We start from the raw sequence: 21255 nt of genomic DNA, 5'->3' as shown, positions 1-21255 counted from the left end.
GGTCAGTCTGCCCCAGCTCGGGCTTCCCCGGTCGGTAGGCAGCGGCGCGGGCGGTCCGAGGCGGGCCAGACGTACTCCAGATCCTCCGGCACGTCGTCGCCGAAGAGCGGTCGGTAGTGCGCCGGGTCCTTGCGCAGCAGCGACGAGCGGTGGCTGAGGTGCAGGTCGTCGCGGCCCAGCCACGGTGGCAGCTCACCGGCGCGGGCCAACTCGTCCTGGGTCCGTACGACACCGGGGCCGCAGGCGGCGGCCAGGTCGACGGTCATCGTGGTGGCGCAGGTGTCGGCCCGTCCCGGCTCGGTCCAGACCGCGCACATGTCCAACCCGTAGCGGGTGAGCGCCTCCTCGTACCCGGCCCACATCTTCACCGCCGGGTGGTTGCGCCAGCCGTACGCCGGCCAGGTGAGCCCGCGCAGCACCTGGATGGCCTCCACCCGCTGCTTGCCCAGCCGCTTCTGGTCCAGCGCGCGGGCGCTGGCCAGGAAGTCCGGGTACGGGAGGAACGTCTGCATGGCGCTGCTCTACCCGCCGCCGGGGCCGGCATGCCTGGGTGATCAGGACGGGGTCGCCCGTGGTGGCAGCGCTGATTACGATCCGGGCATGGCGGAGCCGTGGCGGGACCGGGCGCGACGGGCGGTCGAGTGGAACTGGCGGCTGCGCTCCGTCGGTGATCCGCGCCCGCACTACGTGATCTGCGGAAAGGACGCGCTCGCCTACTACGTGGCCCGCGCGATGCTCGAGTCCGAGCTGCCGGTCGGCGGGGCCCGGGTGACGGTCGTGGTGCCGGAGCGCTACCGCAGCAACGGTCCGGACGTGGCGGGACTGCGCGGGGTCCGGGTGGTCCGCTCGGATCGGCTGGACGTCGCCACCTTCGAGACCGCCGGCCTGGCCGGGGCGACCGGTCTGGCCCTGCTGCACCAGGACGACGTCGGCAACCTGCACGCCGCACTCTGCGCCCAGGCCGTCGACCAGCGGGTCCGCCAGGTGTTGCGGATGTTCAACGGCACCCTCGCCGGCGGCGTCCGCAAGCTGCTCAAGGCGCCGGTCGAGGTGCTCTCCGACGCCGAGATGGCCGCGCCGGCCTTCGTGGCCGCCGCGCTGGGTGAGGTCGATCCCAGCTCGTTCCAGCACCGGGACAAGACGCTGCGGGTGGCGCGGCGGGCCGACGTCCGCGCCCAGGACGTGGTCTGCGGGTTGGCGCACCTCACCGAGGCGCAGGGGGTGCGACTGCTGCCGGCCTACCAGGCCGACGCCGACGTGGTGCTCGCCGAGGCGACCGGTCAGCCGCCGGGCACCGAGGTCGCCGCGCGCCGGCTGGTCCGGGCCCGTCGGCGACGTCGGCCGCTCACGGTCCTGCTGGGCGCGGTACGCGGCTTCGCCACCCGCAAGATCGGCATCGCGGTGATGCTGGTGCTCACGCTGATCGCGGTGCTCGGGGCGCTGATCTCCCGGGCCGAGGACGTGTCCCCGTTGGAGGCGCTGTACCTGACACTGGTCACCACGCTGAGCGGCGCCGACCCGGACACCACCAAGCCGGCGGACGCCCAGATCATGCAGGTGGTGCTCAACCTGGCCGGGTTGGCGCTGATCCCGCTGATCACCGCCGTCGTGGTGGACGGCATCGTCAACGCCCGGCTGGCGCTGCACACCGGCCGGTTGCAGCCCGCGCGGGTCGGGCACGTCGTCGTGGTCGGCCTCGGCAACGTCGGCACCCGGGTGATGGCGCAACTCCGCGAGTACGACGTCGAGGTGGTGGCGATCGACAAGGACCCGGAGCCACGCGGGGCCGCGCTCGCCCGGCAACTGGAGGTGCCGCTGATCATCGGCGACGCGGCGCTGCCGGAGACGCTCGCCGCCGCGTCGGTGGCCGACTGCCAGGCGCTGGTGGTGGCGTCCACCGACGACGTGGCCAATCTGGAATCGGCTCTCGCCGCCCGCGACCTGCGTGCGGACCTGCGTGTGGTGCTGCGGCTCTTCGACGGGGACTTCGCCGAACGGGTGGAGGAGACCTTCGCCCTCGGCGTGTCCCGCTCGGTCTCCTACCTGGCCGCCCCGGCCTTCATCGGGGCGCTCACCGAACGCGCGGTGATCGCCACGATCCCCGTCGACAGGCACGCGTTGCCGGTCGCCGAGGTGCCGGTCGCCGCCGGCTCCGAGTTGGACGGGCGGCCACTGGACGTGGTCAACCGGGACGGGCAGGTCCGGTTGATCGCGCGTACCCCGGCCGGCGGCGGCAGGACGATCTGGTGGAAGGACCTCGACCCCCGGCAGGTGATCTTCGCGGGGGACCGGCTGACTGTCGTCGCCCGTCGTCGCGGGCTGGACTGGCTGACCCGGCAGTGCGCCCCACCGGCCCTGCCCAACCATGGGGTCGGCGCGCCGGGCGCGGCGTCCTCCGTTCCGCCCACCCGGGACGCCCCCTCGGCGACGGCCGGCGGCGCTACCGGTGAACTGGAGCTGACCGGCCAACCCGACGGAACCGGCGAGGTGAGTTGACCTCTTCGGGCGGCCGGCCAGACACGAGCGACACCCCTCACCTTCTCAGTATGGGACATCGCGGTACCGCCTGGTACCGTTGAGGGATGGAAAGGATTACGCTGCGAGAATTTCGGGACGGCGCGGGTCGGGTGCTGGACGGTGTCGAGCGCACCGGTGAGCCGGTGATCATTACGAAATACGAACGGCCGGTCGCAGTGCTCGTCGGTATCGACGAGTGGGAGGAGATCGAAGCCCTTCGGGATCGCCGGGACTCGGCGGTGATCGCCCGTTCCCGTGCGGAAGGCCAGTTCGTACCGCTGTCGGCGGCACTGGAGTCGCTCGGGGTGGACCCCCGCGAGGTGGAGGCTCTGCTGACCGAACGAGCCAACGGCGAGGCCGCGTGAAGGTCCAGGTCGACCGGAACGTGCTGGTCTGGCTGCACAAGCAGCCGCGCAACGTCTTCCTAACCGTCCTGGGGGCGATCCTGGGCCTGATTTCCGACCCTGCGCCGCAGAACTCCACCGAGATGCGTGACGGGTCTGGGCGTCGCCTGCGAGTCGGTGACTATCGGGTTCTCTATCGCCTTGACGAGGACGAGTTGACCATCCACGACGTCGGTCACCGCAAGGACGTCTACTCGTGAGCCACCCGAGCGCAGCCTGAAGGCGGCGGCGCGCGCGCCGCAGCTCATTCGTTGCCGAGCACGGACTGGTGGACCGGTCGGTGGGTGCCGGCCCGCGCTGGGTGACAATCCCTGTCATGCGGTTCCGCATCCTGGGCCCGACCCGGGTGCTGCACGCCGATGGGCGCGAGATCCCCGTGGGCGGTCCACGGCTGCGTACGCTGCTGGCGCTCCTGGTGCTCGACGCGGGCCGGGTCGTCCCCGCCGAGCGGCTGATCGACGGCCTGTACGGCGATCGTCCGCCCCGGGGAGCGGCGAACGCCCTCCAATCCCAGGTGTCGCGGCTGCGGCAGGCCCTGTCCGGCGCGCACGACCCGGTCGAGTTCCACACTGCCGGTTACCGACTCGCGGTGGACCCCGACGACGTCGACGCGTACCGGTTCGAACGGCTCGCCGGGGTGGGGCGGCGGGCGCTCGCCGACGGCGACTGGTCCCGGGCGGCCACCGTCCTGCGGGAGGCGCTGGAGCTGTGGCGTGGTGACGCCCTCGCCGATGTTCCCGGCGCGAGCGCGCAGGCCGCCCGACTCGACGAGCTGCGGCTGGCCGCCGTCGAGGACCGGGTCGAGGCGGACCTGGCGTTGGGCGCGTACGCCGGGCTGGCCGGCGAGCTGCGCGAACTGGTCGTCGCTCACCCGCTGCGGGAGCGGTCGCGGGGCCAGCTCCTGCGCGTGCTGGCGGCACTGGGCCGCCCGGCGGAGGCGCTGACCGAGTTCGAGGACGCGCGTCGGGTGCTCGCCGAACAGCTCGGCGTCGACCCGTCGGCGGAGCTGGCCGCGATCCACCTGGCGGTGCTGCGCGGAGAGCACGGCAGGCCCGTACGCGAGTCGGCCGGAGCGGCGCTGCCGAGCCAGCTCACCACGTTCGTCGGTCGGGAGGTGGAACTGGGGCGCGTCCGGCGGCTGCTCGGCGAGCGCCGGTTGGTGACCCTCACCGGCCCGGGAGGCGCGGGCAAGACCCGCCTGGCGATCGAGGTCGCCGGTGACGTCGACGGCGAGGTCCGCTTCGTCGAGCTGGCCGGCCTGGCGGACGGCGCTGACGTACCGCAGGCGGTGCTCAGCGCGCTCGGCCTCCGCGACGCCGGCCTGCGTGCCCCGGCCGAACCGGGGCGTACGGCCGTCGATCGCCTGGTGGAGGCGCTCGCCGAGCGGCCGCTGCTGCTCGTGCTGGACAACTGCGAGCACGTCGTCGTCGACGCGGCCCGGCTCGCCGCGCGGTTGCTGAGCGCCTGCCCGGCGTTGCGTGTGCTCGCCACCAGCCGGGAACCGCTCGGGCTGGCCGGTGAGGCGCTGTGCCCACTGTCCGGGCTCACCGTGCCGCCACTCGGCGCGCACGGGCGGGATGCCGACGACTCTCCGGCGGTCCGCCTCTTCGCCCAGCGGGCCGCCGACGTCGTACCCGACTTCACCGTCACGCCGGCGAACGTCGAGGTGGTGCTGCGGATCTGCCGTACCCTCGACGGTCTGCCGTTGGCGATCGAGCTGGCCGCCGCCCGGCTGCGGGCGCTGCCCGTCGCGGAGGTCGCCGCCCACCTGGACGATCGGCTGCTGGCGATGGGCGGCCGGGCCGCGGCGCCGCGACACCGCACCCTGCGGGCGGTGGTCGAGTGGAGTTGGGACCTGCTCGACGAGGCCGAACGGTTGCTGGCCCGGCGGCTGACCGTCTTCGCCGGCGGTGCCACGCTGGAGGCGGCCGGGCAGGTGTCCGGGCTGCCCGCCGCCGTGTTCGTCGAGGCGCTGACCGGCCTGGTGGACAAGTCCTTCGTGGAGCTGGCCGACGGCCGCTACCGGATGCTGGAGACGGTCCGCGCCTTCTGCGCCGAACGCCTGCACGAGGCCGGCGAGGCCGATCACCTGCGCCGCGCGCACACCGCGTACTTCCTGGAGTTCGCCTGGACCGCCAGCGACCACCTGCGGCACGCCGAACAGCTGCGCTGGTTGCGCCGGTTGGACGCCGAGCGGGACAACCTGCACGCCGCGCTGCGTCGGGCCACCGCGGCCGGGGACGCGCCCGAGGCCGCGGGGCTGGTCGCTGCCCTGTCCTTCTACTGGTGGCTACGCGGCATGCGCGGGGAGGGCGCGAGGCTCGCCGCCGACGTGCTCGACCTGCTCGGCTCCGAGGCGCCGCCCGGGTTGCGGGAGGAGTTCTTCCTCTGCGTCTACAACGCCGCGCTCGCCGGCGCCGGGCGCCTGCCGGCGGTCGGCACGCAGCAGTTCGTGATCCGCCAACTCGACCGGCCGCCCCGACAACCGTTCCTGCTCTACCTGTCGGGCATCTCCACCGGACCGCCACCGGGCGGGGCCGGGTACATCGACGAGCTGATGCGGGAGCTGCGCCGGCTGGTCGGGCCGGATGAGTGGCTGGACGCGCTCGGCACGATGGGCAAGGGTTCGGCGCTGATGTGGAGCGACGAGTGGGATCAGGCCCGAACCACGCTGACCACGGCGTTGGGCGGGTTCCGCGGTGCCGGCGACCGGTGGGGCACCATGATCACGCTGGGCGCGCTCGGCGAACTCGCGGCCTGGCAGGGCGACCCCGAGGCGGCGGGCAGCCACATGGATCAGGCCATGGGGTTGGCCGAGGAGCTCGGGTCGGTCGTCGACCGGGCCGACATGCTGCGTACCCGGGGTGAGATCAGGCTGCGCGCCGGTGACCTCGCGGCGGCCCGGGACGACTTCGCCGCCGCGCTGCTCCTCGCGCAGCGCAGCGGCGCGCCCGAGTTCGTCGCCGCCGCGCGGCTCGGCCTCGCCCAGGTGGCCCGACTGCGTGGCGAGCTGGCCGACGCGCGACGGCTCTGCGAGGAGGCGTTGGCCGGCGGCCTCACCGGCTGGTACGTCGGCGAGGCCACCCGCGAGGAGATCATCCGTACCCTGGAGCAGATCGCCGAGCTGGCGAGGAACGCGCCGCCGTCAGCGGACGGTGCGTGACCCGTCAGCGTCGACCCGCACGGTGGCGGCATGACGACATTCGAGGTGACCGCCGAGGGTCTGGGCAAGCGGTACGGCCCGACCCGCGCGCTTGACGGGTTCGACCTGGCCGTGCCGAGGGGCAGTGTGCACGGGCTGCTCGGGCCGAACGGCGCGGGCAAGACGACGGCCGTCCGCATCCTCGCCACGCTGCTGCGGTTCGACACCGGTCGGGCCACAGTGGCCGGGTTCGACGTGCTGCGCCAGCCGGGCCAGGTGCGCGCCCGGATCGGGCTGACCGGGCAGTACGCCGCCGTGGACGAGATCCTGAGCGGACGGCAGAATCTGGAGCTGTTCGGCCGGCTGTTCCGGCTCGGCCCACGGGAGGCCCGCCGCCGCGCCAGTGAGCTGTTGGAACGGTTCGGGCTCGACGAGGCGGCGGGCCGGTCCGCCGGTGAGTACTCGGGCGGGATGCGCCGCCGACTGGATATCGCCGCCAGCCTGATCCGTACGCCCCGGGTGCTCTTCCTGGACGAGCCGACGACCGGCCTGGACCCGCGCAGCCGCAACCAGGTGTGGGACCTCGTCCGCGCCCTGGTGCGGGACGGAACCACGGTGCTGCTCACCACCCAGTACCTGGAGGAGGCCGACCAGCTCGCCGACCGGATCTCGGTGATCGACGCCGGCCGGGTGGTGGCCGACGGCACCCCGGACGAGCTGAAGTCGATGACCGGCGGCGACCGGATCGAGGTGGTGGTGCGCGACGTCGCCGACCTGACCCGGGCCGCCCGCGTCGTCGCGCCGATCACGCACGCGCAGCCCGACATCGACACCGAGGTACGGCGACTCAGCGTGCCGGTGGTCGACGGCGTCGCCGCGCTCGTCGCCGTGGTGCGGGCGCTCGACGACGCCGCCGTCGCGGTCGAGGACATCGGTCTGCGGCGCGCGACGCTGGACGAGGCGTTCCTGCACCTGACCGGGCGCCGGACCGACGACGCCCGCGAGCAGGCCGGTACGCGTGGAGAGGCGGCCGTCGCATGATCACCGCTGTCACCGACGGCTGGACGATGACCAGGCGGAACATGACACACGTGGTCCGCGCCCCCGAGGAGCTGATCCTCTACTTCTCGCTACCGATCATGTTCGTCCTGGTCTTCGGGTACGTGTTCGGCAGCGGCATGCAGGTGCCCGGAGGCGGCAACTATCGGGAGTTCCTGCTGCCCGGGGTGTTCGTGATGACGATGCTGTACGGGCTGGGCGCCACCGCTACCGGAGTGGCGCTGGACCTGAGCCGGGGGGTCGTCGACAGGTTCCGCTCGATGCCGATGGCGCGGTCCGCGCTGATGACCGGTCGCGGTGCGGCCGACCTGCTGCGCGCCGTACTGGAGATGTCCACCCTGCTGGTCTGCGGCCTGCTCGTCGGCTGGCAGTGGCATCTCGGCGCGGGTAGGGCGCTGCTCGCCGTCGGGCTCCTCCTGCTGCTGCGGATCGCGATCACCTGGGTCGGGATCTACCTGGCGCTGCTGGTCCGCAACCCGGACACGGTCGGCGTGATCGTGTTTCCGGCGGCGTTCCCCTTCACCGCGATCTCCAACATCTTCGTGGCGCCCGAGCTGATGCCGTCGTTCGTCGGGGCGATCTCGGCGTGGAACCCGTTGTCCGCGACGGTCGCGGCGATCCGCGAGCTGTTCGGCAATCCGGGCCTGGGTGGCGACTCCTGGCCGGCGGAGCACGCGATGCTCCTGGCGGTGGGGTGGCCGGTGCTGCTGATCGCGATCTTCGCTCCGCTGGCCGTCCGCCGCTACCGGCGGCTGAGTCGCTGAGCCGCTACCAGCGGCTGGGTCGCTGACCGACCCGCCGCAGACCGAACACGACGGCACCGACGGCGAGCACGCCGAAGCCCGCGACGACGCTGCCCAACGGCAGGCTGACCGCCAGCAGCAGGCAGCCGATCAACCCCAGTCCGGCGAGCGCCCGGACCGGCACCCGCCGGTCCGGGTCCGGGCCCAGGGTCAGCGCCGCCGCGTTGGTGATCGCGTAGTAGACCAGCACCGTGCAGCTGGAGAAGCCGATCGCCTGCCGCACGTCGCCGAGGAGCACGACCAGGACCACCACCGTGGCCACCGCCACCTCGGCGCGGTGCGGCACCTGGCGCACCGGGTGCACGGCCGCCAGCGCGCCGGGCAGGTCGCGGCGACGGGCCATCGCCAGCGTGGTCCGGCCGACCCCGGCGACCAAAGACAGCAGCACCCCGGTGACGGCGATGGTGGCCCCGGCGCGCACGACCCAGGCCAGGCCGGGCAGGTCGGCGGCGGTCACCACGTCGACCAGTGGCGCGGCGGAACCGGCCAGCCGGTCGGCCCCGAGCACCCCGAGCGTGATCACCGCCAGCACCAGGTAGATCACCAGCACCACCCCGAGCGCCACCGGCACGGCACGCGGGATGGTCCGCCTCGGGTCGCGGACCTCCTCACCGAGCGTGGCGATCCGCGCGTACCCGGCGAAGGCGAAGAACAGCAGGCCGGCGGCGGTGAGCACGCCCCGGACGGAGCCACCGGTCTCGGTCAACCGGGCCAGGCGCACCGGACCGCCCAGCACCCCGACGACAGCGACCACCGCCAGCACCGCGAGCACCAGCGCGACCAGCGCCCTGGTCACGGCGGCCGTCTTGCCGATGCCCAGCAGGTTCACGGCGGTCACCGCGAGCACCGCGCCGGCCGCCACCAGCCGGGCCTGCCCCGGCCACAGGTACGCCCCGATGGTCAGCGCCATCGCGGCGCAGCTCGCCGTCTTGCCGACGACGAAGCCCCAGCCGGCCAGGAACCCGGCGAACGGCCCGAGGCGTTCCCGGCCGTAGACGTAGGTGCCGCCGGACTCCGGGTAGCGGGCCGCCAACCGCGCCGAGCTGGTCGCGTTGCAGTAGGCGACGAAGCCGGCGAGCACCAGCGCCGGCAGCAGGCCGGCGCCGCCGGCCGCCGCCGCGGCCGGGCCGAAGACCACGAAGACGCCCGCGCCGAGCATCGCGCCGAGACCGATGACAACCGCATCGGGTACGCCGAGCCGCCGCGCCAGGTGATCCACGGACCGGAACCCTAGGGGTACGACGTGAACGGCCGGTCCCATCCGCGTAACCGGCCGGGGAGCGGCAGATCGTCCCAGGGCACCCGGTGCAGCAGCCGGTCCAGCAGCAGCCCGAGCAGCAGCCCGGCCACCGAGTCGGTGAGCCAGTGCCAGCCCAGGTAGGTGGTGGTGGTGAGGACGACCAGCGGCGGCGCCACCCGGATCACGGTGACCAGCCGGGACGGGAGCTGCCGGCCGAAGCTGTGGGCCAGCGGGGCCAGCAGCAGCGCGATGACGCCGTACCAGACGATCGCGTTGGCGACGTGCCCCGACGGGTAGGACTGGGCGAACCGGACCGGCAGGTCGTCGTGGAACAGCGGCAGGGTCTGCTCGGGCGGCAGGAACGGCTCCTTGACGCTGGCGCTCGGCGCGGCCCGCGCGGTCCACACCTTGAGCGGCCCGATCGTGAAGGTGGTCAGCACGAAGCCGACCACCGGCGGCAGGATCGGCCGCACCGAGCGCAGCCGGACGGCGAGCAGCACACCCAGCCCGACACCGATCAGCGTGAGCGGGGTGCCCTGACCGAGGAAGTTCAGCACCCGGGCGATCCAGTACGCGGCGGTCGGCCGGTGCGCGTCGGCCCAGTCGGCGACGGTACGGTCCAGCCCGAAGAGGTGATCGGCGGCGAGCGCCACTGTCAACCCGACCAGACCGACGAGCAGAATGGCGTCGAACCACCAGCCGGCCGGGCGGACGGGCCGTAGCCGCAGGTCACGTCGTACCGCCGTGGGTTTGAGCACGCGACCACGCTACCGGCCCGGCGCGACGTCGGGGTGTGCGGCGCTGTGGGCCCAACCACGATGTGCGGCGGAGGCGGGGGGCGAGGCGTCATGCTTGGGCCCGTGCGGATCACGTCTGCCCTCGTCGACCCGGCGCTGCTCGACCTTCCGTGGTCGACGCCGCTGGAGGAGTGGCCTGCCCAGCACCTGGTCGCCCTACCGCAGGGCATCTCCCGACACATCGTCCGGTTCGTCCGGCTTGGTGACTACGTGTACGCGTTCAAGGAGACCCGCGAGCGGATCGCCGAGCGCGAGTACGACCTGCTCCGGGCCCTGGAGCGGATCGACTTCCCCTCGGTCGAGGCGGTGGCTGTCGTCGCCGACCGGCAGACCGAGGACGGTGAGCCGCTCGAATCGGTGCTGATCACCCGGCACCTCCAGTTCTCACTGCCGTACCGGGCGCTGTTCTCGCACACCCTGCGGCCGGAGACGATGAGCCGGCTGCTCGACGCGCTCGCCGCCCTGATCGTCCGGATGCACCTGACCGGCTTCTTCTGGGGCGACTGTTCGCTGTCGAACACGCTCTTCCGCCGGGACGCGGGAGCGTTCGCCGCCTACCTGGTGGACGCGGAGACCGGCGCGTTGCACGCCTCGCTCTCCAATGGTCAGCGCGGTGAGGACCTGGAGATCGCCCGGGTCAACATCTTCGGCGAGGCGCTCGATCTACAGGCCGCCGGCCTGTTGCACGAGTCCATCGACCCGGAGGTGGTCTGCGAGGAGGTCGTGCAGCGCTACGAGCGGCTCTGGCACGAGATCACCTACGAGCAGGCGGTCGAGCGGGAGGCCCGGCGCGACATCGAGGGCCGGATCCGCCGGCTCAACGAGTTGGGCTTCGACGTGGCCGAGGTGGCCATGTCGTCCATCGACAACGGGCGTTACCTGGTCCGGCCGAAGGTGGTGGACGCCGGCTACCACACCCGGCGGCTGCTGCGGCTCACCGGCCTGGACGCCGAGGAGAACCAGGCTCGCAAGCTGCTCAACGACCTGGACGCCTACCGGGCCGAGAGCGACCTCGTCGACGAGCAGCAGGCGGCACATCGCTGGCTCACCGAGGTCTTCGAGCCGGTGGTCCGGGCGGTGCCCGCGCACCTGCGCCGCAAGCTGGAGCCGCAGGAGCTGTTCGCGCAGATCATCGAGCACAAGTGGCTGCTATCCGAGCGGGTCGGCCGGGATGTGGGGATGCGCCACGCGGTTCAGTCGTACCTGACCGACGTGCTGGTGCACCGCCCCGACGAGCAGGCGATCCTCGGCGTCGAGGTCCCCACCCTGGGCTGATGTCGTCAGCGACTCAGCTGCAAAGACTCTCCAGGCGCCCTGTCGAGCTGCCCCAGATGCGGGGCGGACATGCGGGGCGGACATGCGGGGCGGACATGCGGGGCAGACATGGGGGGCAGACACCTGTGCCGGTGGGTCGGAGCGGGTGACGGTCGCGGCCTGCCCCACATTCGGGGCAGCTCGACAGGCCGCACAACGGGCGCGGTCGGTACGCGGTCGGCGTCAGTCGGGCTCACCGCGACAGCAGCCGCCGGCGCATGACAGCAGCCGCCGGCGCACGACGGCCACCGCCGACGCCCCGGCGTCACTCCACCCAGGAGCCGCCGCGCAGCACCCGCACCACGTTGAGGTCGTCGTCGAGCACCACCAGGTCGGCGCGGAGACCCACCTGGAGGGCACCCACGCGGTCGCCCAGGCCGATGGCGCGGGCCGGGGTGGTGGCCACCATCCGGGCGGCGTCGGCGATGGGGATTCCGGCGTTCACGGCGTGCCGCAGCGCGGCGTCCATGGTCAGGGTGCTGCCGGCGATCGCCCCGTCGCGGGCGAGCCGGGCCACCCCGTCGGACACCGTGACGGCCTGACCGCCCAGCTCGTACTCCCCGTCGGCCATTCCGGCGGCGGCCATCGCGTCGGTGATCAGCGCGGCCCGGTCCGGGCCGGCGGTCGCCGTCGCGAAGGTGAGCGTGCCGTCGTGCAGGTGTACGCCGTCGGCCACCAGCTCACAGATCACGCCGGGCGAGTCCAGCAGCGCCACCACCGGCCCCGGCTCGCGGTGGTGCACCGGGCGCATCCCGTTGAACAGGTGGGTGCCGACGCTGGCCCCGGCGGCGACCGCGGCGCGGGTCTGCTCGTACGTGGCGTCGGTGTGACCCACCGCCGCCACCACCCGCTGCGCGGTGAGCAGTTTGATCGCCTCCAGCGCGCCGTCGCGCTCGGGCGCGAGGGTGACCATCCGGACCGCGCCCCGGCCCAGCTCGACCAGCTCGGTCAGCTCGTCGGTCGACGGGTCGCGCAGGTACTCCGGGTTCTGGGCGCCGCAGCGCGCGGCGGAGAGATACGGCCCTTCGAAGTGGACCCCCGCCAGCACGCCCTCGTCCACCAGCGGGGCGTACGCCTCGGTGGCGGCACGCATCAGCGGAAAGGGCGCGCTCACCAGGCTGGCCAGCAGTGTCGTCGTGCCGTGGGTCAGGTGGAACCCGGCGGCCGCGCGGGCCTCGTCGGCGTCCCCGGTGGTGAAGGTGTGTCCGCCGCCCCCGTGGGTGTGCATGTCGACGAAGCCGGGCAAAATCCAGTGCCCGTCGCGGACCGACGGATATTCGGCCACCGCCGTTATCCGCTCGCCGTCCCACTCGACGCAGCCCTGTCGAACGACACCGGTCGGGGTCACCACTCGGCCGTTCACCCGTAGGGTCATCGCATCTCCTGTTGGTCACGGACGCCGATGGCGTCGAGGGCGAGCAGGGCGGCACCGAGGCATCCTGCCTCGTCGCCGAGGGCGGCCGCGACCAGTCGCGGCTCCCGGTGGAAGGTCATCCGTTCGCGCAGCGCCGCCCGCAGCGGGGTGAGCAGCAGGTCACCGGCCCGGACCAGACCACCGCCGAGCACGATCGTCGCCACGTCGAACAGCGCCTGCCCGGTGGCGAGGCCGTCGGCGAGCGCGTCGACGGCCTCCCGCCAGACCCGGCCGGCCAGTGGCTCGCCGGCGGCGGCCCGTTCGGCCACCTCGGCAGCCGTCACCGCGGCGTCGCCCGGTGTGCCGGCCACCTCGGCGTAGCGGCGGCCGATGGCGGCGGCGGAGGCGAGCGCCTCCAGGCAGCCGGGCCGCCCGCAGCCGCAGCGTGGTCCGTCCGGCCGGACCATGATGTGGCCGATCTCGCCCGGGGCTCCGTGGGCACCGACGGCGGCGGTGCCGCCGACGACGTGCGCGGCGGCGATTCCGGTGCCGATCGCCACGAACAGCACGTGGTCGGTGCCGCGCCCGGCGCCCAGCCGGGCCTCGGCGAGACCACCGACGCGCACGTCGTGGCCGAGCGCCGTCGGCAGGCCGAGCCGCGTCACCGCCAGGTCCCGCAGGGGTACGTCCCGGAAGCCCACGTTCGCCGACCACACCGCGACGCCACGCGTCTCGTCCACCACCCCGGGCACCGCGATGCCCACGGCGATCGGGGTGCGGCCGTTGGCGCGCGCCTTGGCCGCCAGGCCACCGGCCACGTCCAGGACGGTGCCGACCACGGCGGCCGGCCCGCGCCCGGCGTCGGTGGGGTGCCGCTCGGTGTGCACGGTGTCGCCGTCCGGCCGGACCAGGGCGCACTTCATGCCGGTGCCGCCGACGTCCAGCGCGACCACCACCGGGTCCGCACTCACGCCAACACCACCGACCGGCTCGGGTGTGGGGGGTCGTCCACGTACGCCATGGGGAAACTCCTCGCCGGGCCGACCAGTGCGCAATACGGCTCGTTATGGCCGTGTTTCGCGCGTTATTCTGCGCGAACGCGGGCGGCTGTGGCAACCGGCCAGTCGATCGTGCAGCTCGGTCTTTTGCGCCAGCCTAGTTTCGCGCACTAGTGTGCACGCAATCAATCACCGTCCGTGCAGTTGCTGGGAGGGCCCCCGCGGTGGACCGGTACGCCCGATGGAACGCCCTGCTCGAGATGCTGACCGACAACGGTCGGGTCAGCGTCGAGGCGGCAGCCGAGCGGCTGGACGTCTCCCAGGCCACCATCCGGCGTGACTTCGACCAGCTGGCGCAACAGCAGATGATCACGCGAACCCGGGGCGGCGCGGTCGCGAACGGTGTGTCGTACGACCTGCCGCTGCGCTACAAGACGGCCAAGCACTCGGCGGAAAAGCAGCGGATCGGGGCGGCCGCCGCCGCGCTCGTCACGCAGGGCACAGTGGTCGGCCTGAACGGCGGCACCACCAGCACCGAGGTCGCGAGGGCTCTCGCCGTCCGACCAGATCTGAACACCAGCGCCGAGGGCGCTCAGCTGACAGTCGTGACGAACGCGCTGAACATCGCGAACGAGCTGCTGGTCCGCTCGCGGATGAAGGTCGTGGTGGCCGGCGGGGTGGTGCGCCCCAAGTCGTTCGAACTCGTCGGCCCGCTGGGCGGGGCGCTGCTGCGTGAGGTCACCCTGGACGTCGCCCTGCTCGGTGTGGACGCGGTCGACCCGCAGCTCGGCGCCGCCGCCCACCACGAGGGGGAGGCGGCGATGAACAACTTGATGGTGGCTCGGGCGAAGCGTGTGGTGATCATCGCGGACTCGTCCAAGCTGGGCGGTCACGCCTTCGCCCGGATCTGCCCGGTGGAGCGGGTGGAGACGCTGGTGACCGACTCCGGCGCGGCGCCGGAGGTGGTGGAGGCGTTCCGGGCCGCCGGCGTCCAGGTGATCTGCGCCTGAGTCGTCACCCTCCGTCGATATAGGTGCCCGTTCGGCGCGTCGATGCATACCGGGTATTGCGCACTGCTGCATACCGCGTATGGTGTCGCCTGTCACGCCCACCAACGGGGGAGGTGCAGCTTGCCAGCTGTCCTGGAGATCGAAGGTCTACGTAAGACGTACAAGAGTCGTCGACGCGGCACCCGCAACGCGCTCGACGGCTTCGACATGCGGGTCGACGCGGGGCAGGTGCACGGCTTCCTGGGCCCCAACGGGTCCGGCAAGACCACTACGCTGCGTACGCTGCTCGGCCTGATCCGTCCGGACGGCGGCCGGATGGCGCTGCTCGGGCAGGAGGTCCCCGACGCGCTGCCCACCGTCGCCGGCCAGGTCGGCGCGATAGTGGAGAGCCCGCAGTTCTTCCCGCACTTCACCGCACGGGACACGCTGTCCCTGCTGGCCGGGGCGGGCCAGGTGCCGACCGCCCGGGTCGACGAGGTGCTGGAGCTGGTCGGGCTGCGGGACCGGGCCGGCGAACGGGTCAAGACGTACTCGCTGGGCATGAAGCAGCGGCTCGCCGTGGCCTCGGCCCTGCTGAAGAACCCGAAGCTGCTGATCCTCGACGAGCCGGCCAACGGCCTCGACCCGGGCGGCATCCGGGAGATGCGCACGCTGATGCGCAACCTCGCCGAGTCCGGCATGACGGTGCTGCTGTCCAGCCACATCCTCGGTGAGATCCAACTGATCTGTGACTCGGTCACCATCATCTCGCTGGGCCGGCGGGTCGCGTTCGGCCCGGTCGACGAGGTGCTCGCACAGCACTCGTCCGGCGCGGTCCGGGTCCGGCTGGAGGCGGTCAGCGACCTGCCGTTGGCCACCGAGGTGCTCACCAGGGCGGGCGTCCGGGTGACAGGTCACCCGGACCACCTGATGGTGGCCGGCGTCGACAAGCCGGCCACGCTGACGCGGCTGCTGGCCGAGCGCGACCTCTACGTCAGTGAGCTGGCGCCGATCGCCGTCGACCTGGAGAGTGTCTTCCTCGAACTGACCGCCACCGCGCCGGTACCGGGGCAGCACCGGCAGGTCGACGAGTCCATGAGGGTCGGCGGGACGGGTCAGTCCGGCGCCGCCGGAGGAGGGTGGGGCGCGTGAGCCTCTATCGCACGGAGCTGCGCCGGCTCACCAAGCGGCGCTTCACCCGTTACGCGACGCTGCTCGGCCTGCTGGTGCTGGCCGCCGTGGTGGTCGGGGTGTTCTTCACCAACCAGAAGATCGACGCCGGCCAACTCGCCGAGGCCGAGCGGCAGGCCGACAGGCAGTATCAGGAGCAGGTGCGCTGGAGCGAGCAGGAGCGCGCCGAGTGTGAGAGGGCCAAGACGGCCGGCACGCCGAGCGACGGCCGCTACCCCGACGACTGCTCGGTGATCACGCCGCCGTCCCGGGACCAGATCGAGGCGGAGTGGTTCCTGCCGTCGACGTTCGACTTCCGGGAGACGTTCGACGAGACGCTGATTCCGTTCGCGGCGATCCTGGCGCTGGTCGGGTTCGTGGTCGGGGCGTCGTTCATCGGGGCCGAGTGGAGCACCGGCGGCATGATGAACCTGCTGCTGTGGCGGCCGAAGCGGCTCACCGTCCTGCTCACCAAGCTGGCCGCGCTGCTCACCGGCACGCTGGCGGTGACGTTGCCGGCCGCGGTGCTGTGGTTCGCCGGGTTCTGGGCGGTCGCCACCTTCCGGGGCAGCACCGAGAAGGTGACCTCCGGGGCCTGGCAGTCGTTCGCCCTGACCGGGCTGCGGGGCGTGGTGCTGGTGCTGGTGCTCACCACCCTCGGCTTCGCGCTCGCCTCGCTGGGGCGGCACACCGCGATGGCCCTCGGCGGCGTGGTGGCGGTGATGGTGGTCGGCCAGTTCGGCCTGGGCATCCTGCTGGAGATGGCGAACGTGAAGTTCGCCGAGGCGTGGCTGCTGCCCACGTACATCCTGGCCTGGATGACCAAGACCGTGACGTTGCAGAACTGGGACGCCTGCAACGCCACCTACTACGGCGAGTGCAAGCCGGCCACCATGGACATCACCTGGCAGCAGTCGTCAGCCCTGCTCTCGGTAGCGGTCGTGGTGATCCTCGGCGCGGCGCTCTGGGTGATGCGTCGTCGCGACATCTCCTGACGTCCGACCCCACGACGGCCCCCGGCGCACACCGGGGGCCGTCGTGCGTCGGAAGCCGCCGCGCCGGCTGCTGCGACCAGCGTCCCCGCTGGCTAGGCTGAGCGAATGTCCGCCGACGCCACCGCCCCCGAGCCGTCCACCGACGCTCGTCCGGACGGTGCCGGGCGGACCGTTCCGACTCCCCGGCCGGCGCCGCCGATCGAGACCGCCGACGAGCCGGCGCGACCTGTCGAGCCGACCGACGGGCCAACAAGGTCGGGCGAGCCGACCGACGAGCCGAACCGGTCGGGTGAGGCGACCGACGGTGCGGCGCCCGACCAGCCGGTCGACCCGGCGGCCGGCCTGACCGAGCGGGAACGCGCCATCCTCGCGTTCGAGCAGCAGTGGTGGCGGCACGCCGGGGCGAAGGAGCAGGCCGTACGGGACACGTTCGGGCTCTCCTCGACCCGCTACTACCAGTTGCTCAACGGGCTGCTGGACAATCCGGCCGCACTCGCCGCCGACCCCGTGCTGATCAGCCGGCTGCGCCGGTTGCGGTCGTCGCGCGCCCGTAACCGCCGTCGCTGACCGTGCTGGTCGGCACGAATGTCGCCCGGTCCAGGGGGTACGCGGGCAGCACTCCGGTGCGGCTGTCGACGGACCGGAGACGACGGAGGGAGCGCGCTGTGACAGGCACCAGCCTTCGGCGGGAGTGTCGGTGATGCGGGTGTCGTCCGCCTCCGCGCCGGCTCCCGGACGGCCGGTCAACGAGGACATCGTGTTCCGGTTCGGTCCGCTGGTCGGGGTGCTGGACGGCGCGACGGTGCCGGAGGGTTTCGACACCGGCTGCGCGCACGGGCCGGAATGGTACGTCCGGCACCTCGCCGCGCGGCTCGGTGTCGCCGAGGCGGTACGCCCGGCGGCCCGGCTGACCAGCAACCTGGCCGCCGCCATCCTGGCCGTCCGGGCGGACCACGGCGGGCAGTGCGACCTGGACCATCCCGGCACCCCGTCCAGCACCGTCTGCCTGCTGCGGGACTGCGGCGACGAGGTGGAGTACCTGGTGCTCTGCGACAGCCCGCTGGTGCTCGACGTCGGCGGTCAGGTGCGCGTGGTGACCGACGACCGGCTGGACGCGGCGATGGCGGAGTTGCGGGAGACGGTGGCCATGGTGCCGGGTGGCGCGGCGGACCCGGTCACCCGGTTCCGGCACGCGGTCAGCGTCCAGCGGGAGCGGATGAACCGTACGCACGGCTACTGGGTGGCGGCTGCCGACCCGGACGCGGCCTTCCACGCGGTGACCGGCACGCTGCCCCGGCGGGGTCCGGGGGCGATCCGGCGGGCGGCGCTGCTCACTGACGGCGCGTCCAGCGCGGTGGAGCAGTTCGGGTTGACCGACTGGGCCGGCCTGCTGGACCTGCTCGCCGCCGAGGGGCCGGTCGCGTTGCTCGACCGGGTGCGGGCCGCCGAGCGCGACCACGGTGACCGGCTGCGCCGGCACAAGTCCACCGACGACGCGTCGGTGGTGTTCTGCGAGTTTTCGCCGGCGATTCGAGCTGGCGACACCCGGTCGGGTGACAACAGAGCGTGAGGTGAAACACCTCGACCGCCCGACCGGCCGACACCGCTGTCCAGACCGCCAGTGGACGGCCAATGGGGTGGACTTCGGCCGATGGGGGCGGCAGACTGCGGCACGTGGCGGGTGCGGTCCGGCTGGAGCCGGTGGACGAGCGGAACCTGGAGCCGTTGCTCTCCGTAGCGGCTGCCGAGGCCGAGCCGGATGACGTCATGCCTCCGGTGGAGGCGCCCGCCGGCTGGTCGCTGGCTCGCCGCGACGCCTTTCGGGAGTTTCACAGGGCGAGCTTCGGTGGCCTGGACGGCCCGACCGGCTCGCAGATGTACGCGATCCTCGCCGGTGGCGAGGTGGTGGGCATGGTCCGGATGACGCGCTGTGACGAGCCCGGCGCGGTGGAGACCGGCATGTGGCTCGGCCGTTCGGCGCGGGGGCAGGGCATCGGCGCCGCCGCCCTGCGGGAGCTGCTGAACGCCGCCGCGCGCGCCGGGATGCGGGTCGTCGTGGCGGAGACGACGCGCGACAACATCGGCGCGCTCGCCGTACTCGAGAAGTGCGGCGCGAAACTGCGTGAGGACGACGGCGCAGTGCACGCCGAAATTAGCCTCGATTCGACCCCGCCCGCTCTCTGAGCGCACCTGCCAACTTTCGCATCACTGCCGTTCTTCCTGCGCCTGACCACGGCAAAGTCCGGTCTCGCCCTCTTTCGTGCCGGCTATCCGAATGCCATTAAATTGCACTGCCGGAAATTGCAGTCACGGTTTCGGCTTAATGGTGCCGGGTACTGCCCGCCGGGTCCGTTGATACGGGACGTCTGATCGAGGGCATGGTTCGCGCTGTTCCCCGGGGAGCCCTATTCCGGCCCGTACCGGGCAGACGTCCGGACCTCCGGGGAGCGAGGGAGACCTGATGAAGACCGGAACACGAATCGGGTTGGCGGTCGGCTTCGGCTACCTGTTGGGCCGCCGCCGCAAACTCCGTACCGCGCTGACCCTGGCCGCGGCGGTCGCCGCCGGCCGGGCCAGTCGCGACCCGGGGGGCCTGCTGAAGCGGGGCACCGACGCGTTGCACGCGTCTCCGCAGTTGAGCAACCTCGGCCGGCTCGGCGGGCCGCTGGTGAACGCCGGCCGGGCCGCCGCGACCGCCGCGGCGGGCAGCGGTGTCGACGCGCTCACCGGCCGGCTGCGGAACTCCGCCGACGCCCTGCGCCGCCGCTCCGGCGGCCAGGACGACGGCCAGAAGGGTGAGGGCAACCAGAACGGTACCGACGACAACGGTGGCGACCGGAACCGCGACGACGACCGCGACGACGACCGTGGCGAGGCGCGGGTCGAGCAGCGGCGGGGGCGGTGAGCATGGCGGCGAACACCAGCCCGGGAGGGCTCGGCGACAAGCTCCGTGGCCAGTTGGCAGGCGAGGTGCGCAATCTGGCCGGGGCGATCGGCGACCGCGCGATGAGCGTGGTGACCGAGCGGATCACCGGCGCGACCGGCCGGCTCAGCGAGTACGCGCGCCAGGGCGGCGGACCCGGCCTGGTCGCCGCCGCCACGGGCGCGCAGAAGCTGGCCGAGGGCGGTTCACCGGTGAAGGCGATGGTGCATGCCGGTGTGGCCGGCGGTAAGGAGAAGGTGATGGCGGCTCTGGGCCGTGCGGGCGGGAAGGGCGGCAAGGGCGGCGGCAAGAAGAACAAGGTCACCAACATCGTCGAGACGATCGAGGTCGGCGTGCCGGTGCGGGCCGCGTACAACCAGTGGACGCAGTTCGGCGACTTTCCCAGCTTCATGAAGAAGGTCGAGAACGTCGACACCGACTCCGACGAGAAGTTGACGTGGAAGGCGCAGGTCTTCTGGTCGCACCGGACGTGGGAGTCGACGATCGTCCGCCAGGTGCCGGACCGGCTCATCCACTGGCGCTCCAAGGGTGAGAAGGGCTCGGTCGACGGCACCGTCAGCTTCCACGAGATCACCCCGGATCTGACCCGCATCCTCGTGGTGCTGGAGTACCACCCGCAGGGTCTCTTCGAGCACACCGGCAACCTGTGGCGGGCCCAGGGGCGGCGGGTGCGGTTGGAGTTGAAGCACTTCGTCCGACACGTGATGACCTCTGTGGTCCTCGACCCGGACCAGGTCGAGGGCTGGCGCGGTGAGATCCGCGACTCCCGGGTGGTCAAGGACCACGAGACCGGACTGCGCGAGGAGCAGGAACAGACGCGGGAGCAGGACCGGGAGCAGGACCGGGACCGCGAGCAGGGCGAGTGGGACGAGGAGGAGCCGGCCGAGGAGGAGCCGCGTCGCCGGCCCGCCGGCCGGTCGCGCCAGCGGCCACCCCGCCGGGCCCCGGAGCCGGAGTACGACGACGAGTACGAGGCGTACGAGGACGGCTACGACGAGGGGTACGCGGACGAGGCCGACGAGGAGCCGCCACCGCCACCCCGCCGACGGGTACCGGAGCGGGCACGGCGGACGCCGCCCCGCGAGGAGCCGCAGCGGCGTGCGGAACCGCAGCGACCCCGGCCGCCCGTCCGGCGTGCGCCGGAGTCACCGCGCCGACCGGTGGTGCGCCGTCGCCGGGAGGAGGACGAGTGACGCTGGTGTCCGGCGATGACGCCGTCGGCGGGGCCCTGGATCGGGTGGGCTCCGGCGGCGGCGGGCTCGCCGACGTGGTGGAGACGGTGCTCGACAAGGGCGTCGTGATCGACGCGCAGGTGACGGTCGGGGTCGTCGGCATCCCACTTGTGGAGATCAACGCCCGGGTGGTGGTGGCGAGCATCGAGACGTACCTGCGCTTCGCCGAGGCGGTGGACCGGCTGGACGTCACCCCGGAGGAGGGCGAAGGGCTGTCCGGTCTGCTCGGTGGTGTCACCGGTGCCGTCCGGGACGTCACCGACTCCGTCGGTGACGTCGCCGGAAACGTGCGCGACC

20 protein-coding genes and 1 pseudogene are annotated in these 21255 nt (G+C 72.8%); 16 read left to right on the top strand and 5 right to left on the bottom strand.

The features are described from left to right. Positions 1 to 2: 2 nt before the first annotated feature. The gene (locus tag O7634_RS07215; RefSeq protein WP_278149366.1) at positions 3 to 512 is read right to left on the bottom strand and encodes an MSMEG_6728 family protein; all 510 of its coding nucleotides are present in this window, start codon (positions 510 to 512) and stop codon (positions 3 to 5) included. Positions 513 to 600: 88 nt separating this feature from the next. Between O7634_RS07215 and O7634_RS07210 the strand changes: the two genes are divergently transcribed. The 6 genes from O7634_RS07210 to O7634_RS07185 all read left to right on the top strand — a co-directional run bounded on the left by O7634_RS07210 (position 601) and on the right by O7634_RS07185 (position 7886). Further along, complete coding sequence (locus O7634_RS07210; RefSeq protein ID WP_278149365.1) at positions 601 to 2496, top strand: NAD-binding protein; 1896 nt, start codon at positions 601 to 603, stop codon at positions 2494 to 2496. Positions 2497 to 2582: 86 nt separating this feature from the next. After that, positions 2583 to 2882, top strand: coding sequence for a type II toxin-antitoxin system Phd/YefM family antitoxin (locus tag O7634_RS07205; protein WP_278149364.1), 300 nt, complete (start codon positions 2583 to 2585; stop codon positions 2880 to 2882). Continuing rightward, complete coding sequence (locus O7634_RS07200; RefSeq protein ID WP_278149363.1) at positions 2879 to 3121, top strand: type II toxin-antitoxin system RelE/ParE family toxin; 243 nt, start codon at positions 2879 to 2881, stop codon at positions 3119 to 3121. Before O7634_RS07205 ends, O7634_RS07200 begins: the two co-directional genes overlap by 4 nt. Positions 3122 to 3237: 116 nt before the next feature. Next, a complete protein-coding gene (locus O7634_RS07195; RefSeq protein WP_278149362.1) occupies positions 3238 to 6084 on the top strand; it encodes a BTAD domain-containing putative transcriptional regulator in 2847 nt (948 codons plus the stop codon). Positions 6085 to 6114: 30 nt separating this feature from the next. Next, complete coding sequence (locus tag O7634_RS07190; RefSeq protein ID WP_278149361.1) at positions 6115 to 7104, top strand: ATP-binding cassette domain-containing protein; 990 nt, start codon at positions 6115 to 6117, stop codon at positions 7102 to 7104. After that, the gene (locus tag O7634_RS07185) at positions 7101 to 7886 is read left to right on the top strand and encodes an ABC transporter permease (RefSeq protein ID WP_278149360.1); all 786 of its coding nucleotides are present in this window, start codon (positions 7101 to 7103) and stop codon (positions 7884 to 7886) included. Before O7634_RS07190 ends, O7634_RS07185 begins: the two co-directional genes overlap by 4 nt. 4 nt (positions 7887 to 7890) lie before the next feature. On the opposite strand, the gene O7634_RS07180 is transcribed toward O7634_RS07185, so the two are convergent. Further along, complete coding sequence (locus tag O7634_RS07180) at positions 7891 to 9144, bottom strand: APC family permease (protein ID WP_278149359.1); 1254 nt, start codon at positions 9142 to 9144, stop codon at positions 7891 to 7893. Between the two features lie 11 nt (positions 9145 to 9155). Next, the gene (locus O7634_RS07175) at positions 9156 to 9893 is read right to left on the bottom strand and encodes a phosphatase PAP2 family protein (protein WP_278153895.1); all 738 of its coding nucleotides are present in this window, start codon (positions 9891 to 9893) and stop codon (positions 9156 to 9158) included. Between the two features lie 120 nt (positions 9894 to 10013). On the opposite strand from O7634_RS07175, the gene O7634_RS07170 reads away from it, so the two are divergent. Then, a complete protein-coding gene (locus O7634_RS07170) occupies positions 10014 to 11237 on the top strand; it encodes a DUF4032 domain-containing protein (RefSeq protein WP_278149358.1) in 1224 nt (407 codons plus the stop codon). A gap of 304 nt (positions 11238 to 11541) precedes the next feature. Here the strand turns inward: O7634_RS07170 and nagA are convergent, their stop codons facing one another. Together nagA and O7634_RS07160 are read right to left on the bottom strand one after the other, a co-directional pair. Then, the gene (gene nagA, locus O7634_RS07165; RefSeq protein WP_278149357.1) at positions 11542 to 12651 is read right to left on the bottom strand and encodes an N-acetylglucosamine-6-phosphate deacetylase; all 1110 of its coding nucleotides are present in this window, start codon (positions 12649 to 12651) and stop codon (positions 11542 to 11544) included. Continuing rightward, positions 12648 to 13601, bottom strand: coding sequence for an ROK family protein (locus O7634_RS07160; protein ID WP_278149356.1), 954 nt, complete (start codon positions 13599 to 13601; stop codon positions 12648 to 12650). Before O7634_RS07160 ends, nagA begins: the two co-directional genes overlap by 4 nt. A gap of 251 nt (positions 13602 to 13852) precedes the next feature. Here O7634_RS07160 and O7634_RS07155 point away from each other — a divergent pair, with 251 nt between their 5' ends. The 9 genes and pseudogenes from O7634_RS07155 to gvpJ form a co-directional block, all read left to right on the top strand. Further along, on the top strand, positions 13853 to 14638 hold the full coding sequence (locus O7634_RS07155; RefSeq protein WP_278149355.1) for a DeoR/GlpR family DNA-binding transcription regulator: 786 nt from the start codon (positions 13853 to 13855) through the stop codon (positions 14636 to 14638). A 120-nt stretch (positions 14639 to 14758) separates the two neighbouring features. Beyond that, the gene (locus tag O7634_RS07150; RefSeq protein WP_278149354.1) at positions 14759 to 15769 is read left to right on the top strand and encodes an ATP-binding cassette domain-containing protein; all 1011 of its coding nucleotides are present in this window, start codon (positions 14759 to 14761) and stop codon (positions 15767 to 15769) included. Further along, positions 15766 to 16782 (top strand): ABC transporter permease subunit, encoded by a 1017-nt coding sequence (locus tag O7634_RS07145; protein WP_278149353.1) that lies wholly within the window; start codon positions 15766 to 15768, stop codon positions 16780 to 16782. The genes O7634_RS07150 and O7634_RS07145 overlap by 4 nt, the downstream gene beginning before the upstream one ends. 105 nt (positions 16783 to 16887) lie before the next feature. Next, positions 16888 to 17349, top strand: a complete 462-nt coding sequence (locus O7634_RS07140; protein ID WP_278149352.1) for a DUF3263 domain-containing protein — start codon at positions 16888 to 16890, stop codon at positions 17347 to 17349. Between the two features lie 133 nt (positions 17350 to 17482). Continuing rightward, complete coding sequence (locus O7634_RS07135) at positions 17483 to 18352, top strand: hypothetical protein (protein ID WP_278149351.1); 870 nt, start codon at positions 17483 to 17485, stop codon at positions 18350 to 18352. A gap of 104 nt (positions 18353 to 18456) precedes the next feature. Beyond that, a complete protein-coding gene (locus tag O7634_RS07130; RefSeq protein ID WP_278149350.1) occupies positions 18457 to 18966 on the top strand; it encodes a GNAT family N-acetyltransferase in 510 nt (169 codons plus the stop codon). A gap of 277 nt (positions 18967 to 19243) precedes the next feature. Beyond that, positions 19244 to 19687: a hypothetical protein gene (locus O7634_RS07125; protein WP_278149349.1), complete on the top strand. Its 444-nt coding sequence runs from the start codon at positions 19244 to 19246 to the stop codon at positions 19685 to 19687. 2 nt (positions 19688 to 19689) lie between these two features. Next, positions 19690 to 20919 (top strand): SRPBCC family protein, encoded by a 1230-nt coding sequence (locus tag O7634_RS07120; RefSeq protein ID WP_278149348.1) that lies wholly within the window; start codon positions 19690 to 19692, stop codon positions 20917 to 20919. 5 nt (positions 20920 to 20924) lie between these two features. Further along, positions 20925 to 21134: pseudogene (gene gvpJ, locus O7634_RS31885) on the top strand (gas vesicle protein GvpJ); the annotation flags it as partial. Positions 21135 to 21255 lie beyond the last annotated feature (121 nt).

It is taken from the genome of Micromonospora sp. WMMD1120 (assembly GCF_029626235.1).
Lineage (GTDB): Bacteria > Actinomycetota > Actinomycetes > Mycobacteriales > Micromonosporaceae > Micromonospora.
The sequence above is the reverse complement of the archived record's forward strand: the minus strand, read 5'-3'. Positions and strand labels throughout refer to the sequence as shown.

Coding starts and splice junctions, on each gene's coding strand:
- O7634_RS07215 (WP_278149366.1), bottom strand. CDS start 512: ATGCAGACGTTCCTCCCGTACCCGGACTTCCTGGCCAGCGCCCGCGCG.
- O7634_RS07210 (WP_278149365.1), top strand. CDS start 601: ATGGCGGAGCCGTGGCGGGACCGGGCGCGACGGGCGGTCGAGTGGAAC.
- O7634_RS07205 (WP_278149364.1), top strand. CDS start 2,583: ATGGAAAGGATTACGCTGCGAGAATTTCGGGACGGCGCGGGTCGGGTG.
- O7634_RS07195 (WP_278149362.1), top strand. CDS start 3,238: ATGCGGTTCCGCATCCTGGGCCCGACCCGGGTGCTGCACGCCGATGGG.
- O7634_RS07190 (WP_278149361.1), top strand. CDS start 6,115: ATGACGACATTCGAGGTGACCGCCGAGGGTCTGGGCAAGCGGTACGGC.
- O7634_RS07185 (WP_278149360.1), top strand. CDS start 7,101: ATGATCACCGCTGTCACCGACGGCTGGACGATGACCAGGCGGAACATG.
- O7634_RS07170 (WP_278149358.1), top strand. CDS start 10,014: ATGCTTGGGCCCGTGCGGATCACGTCTGCCCTCGTCGACCCGGCGCTG.
- nagA (WP_278149357.1), bottom strand. CDS start 12,651: ATGACCCTACGGGTGAACGGCCGAGTGGTGACCCCGACCGGTGTCGTT.
- O7634_RS07140 (WP_278149352.1), top strand. CDS start 16,888: ATGTCCGCCGACGCCACCGCCCCCGAGCCGTCCACCGACGCTCGTCCG.
- O7634_RS07135 (WP_278149351.1), top strand. CDS start 17,483: ATGCGGGTGTCGTCCGCCTCCGCGCCGGCTCCCGGACGGCCGGTCAAC.
- O7634_RS07125 (WP_278149349.1), top strand. CDS start 19,244: ATGAAGACCGGAACACGAATCGGGTTGGCGGTCGGCTTCGGCTACCTG.
- O7634_RS07120 (WP_278149348.1), top strand. CDS start 19,690: ATGGCGGCGAACACCAGCCCGGGAGGGCTCGGCGACAAGCTCCGTGGC.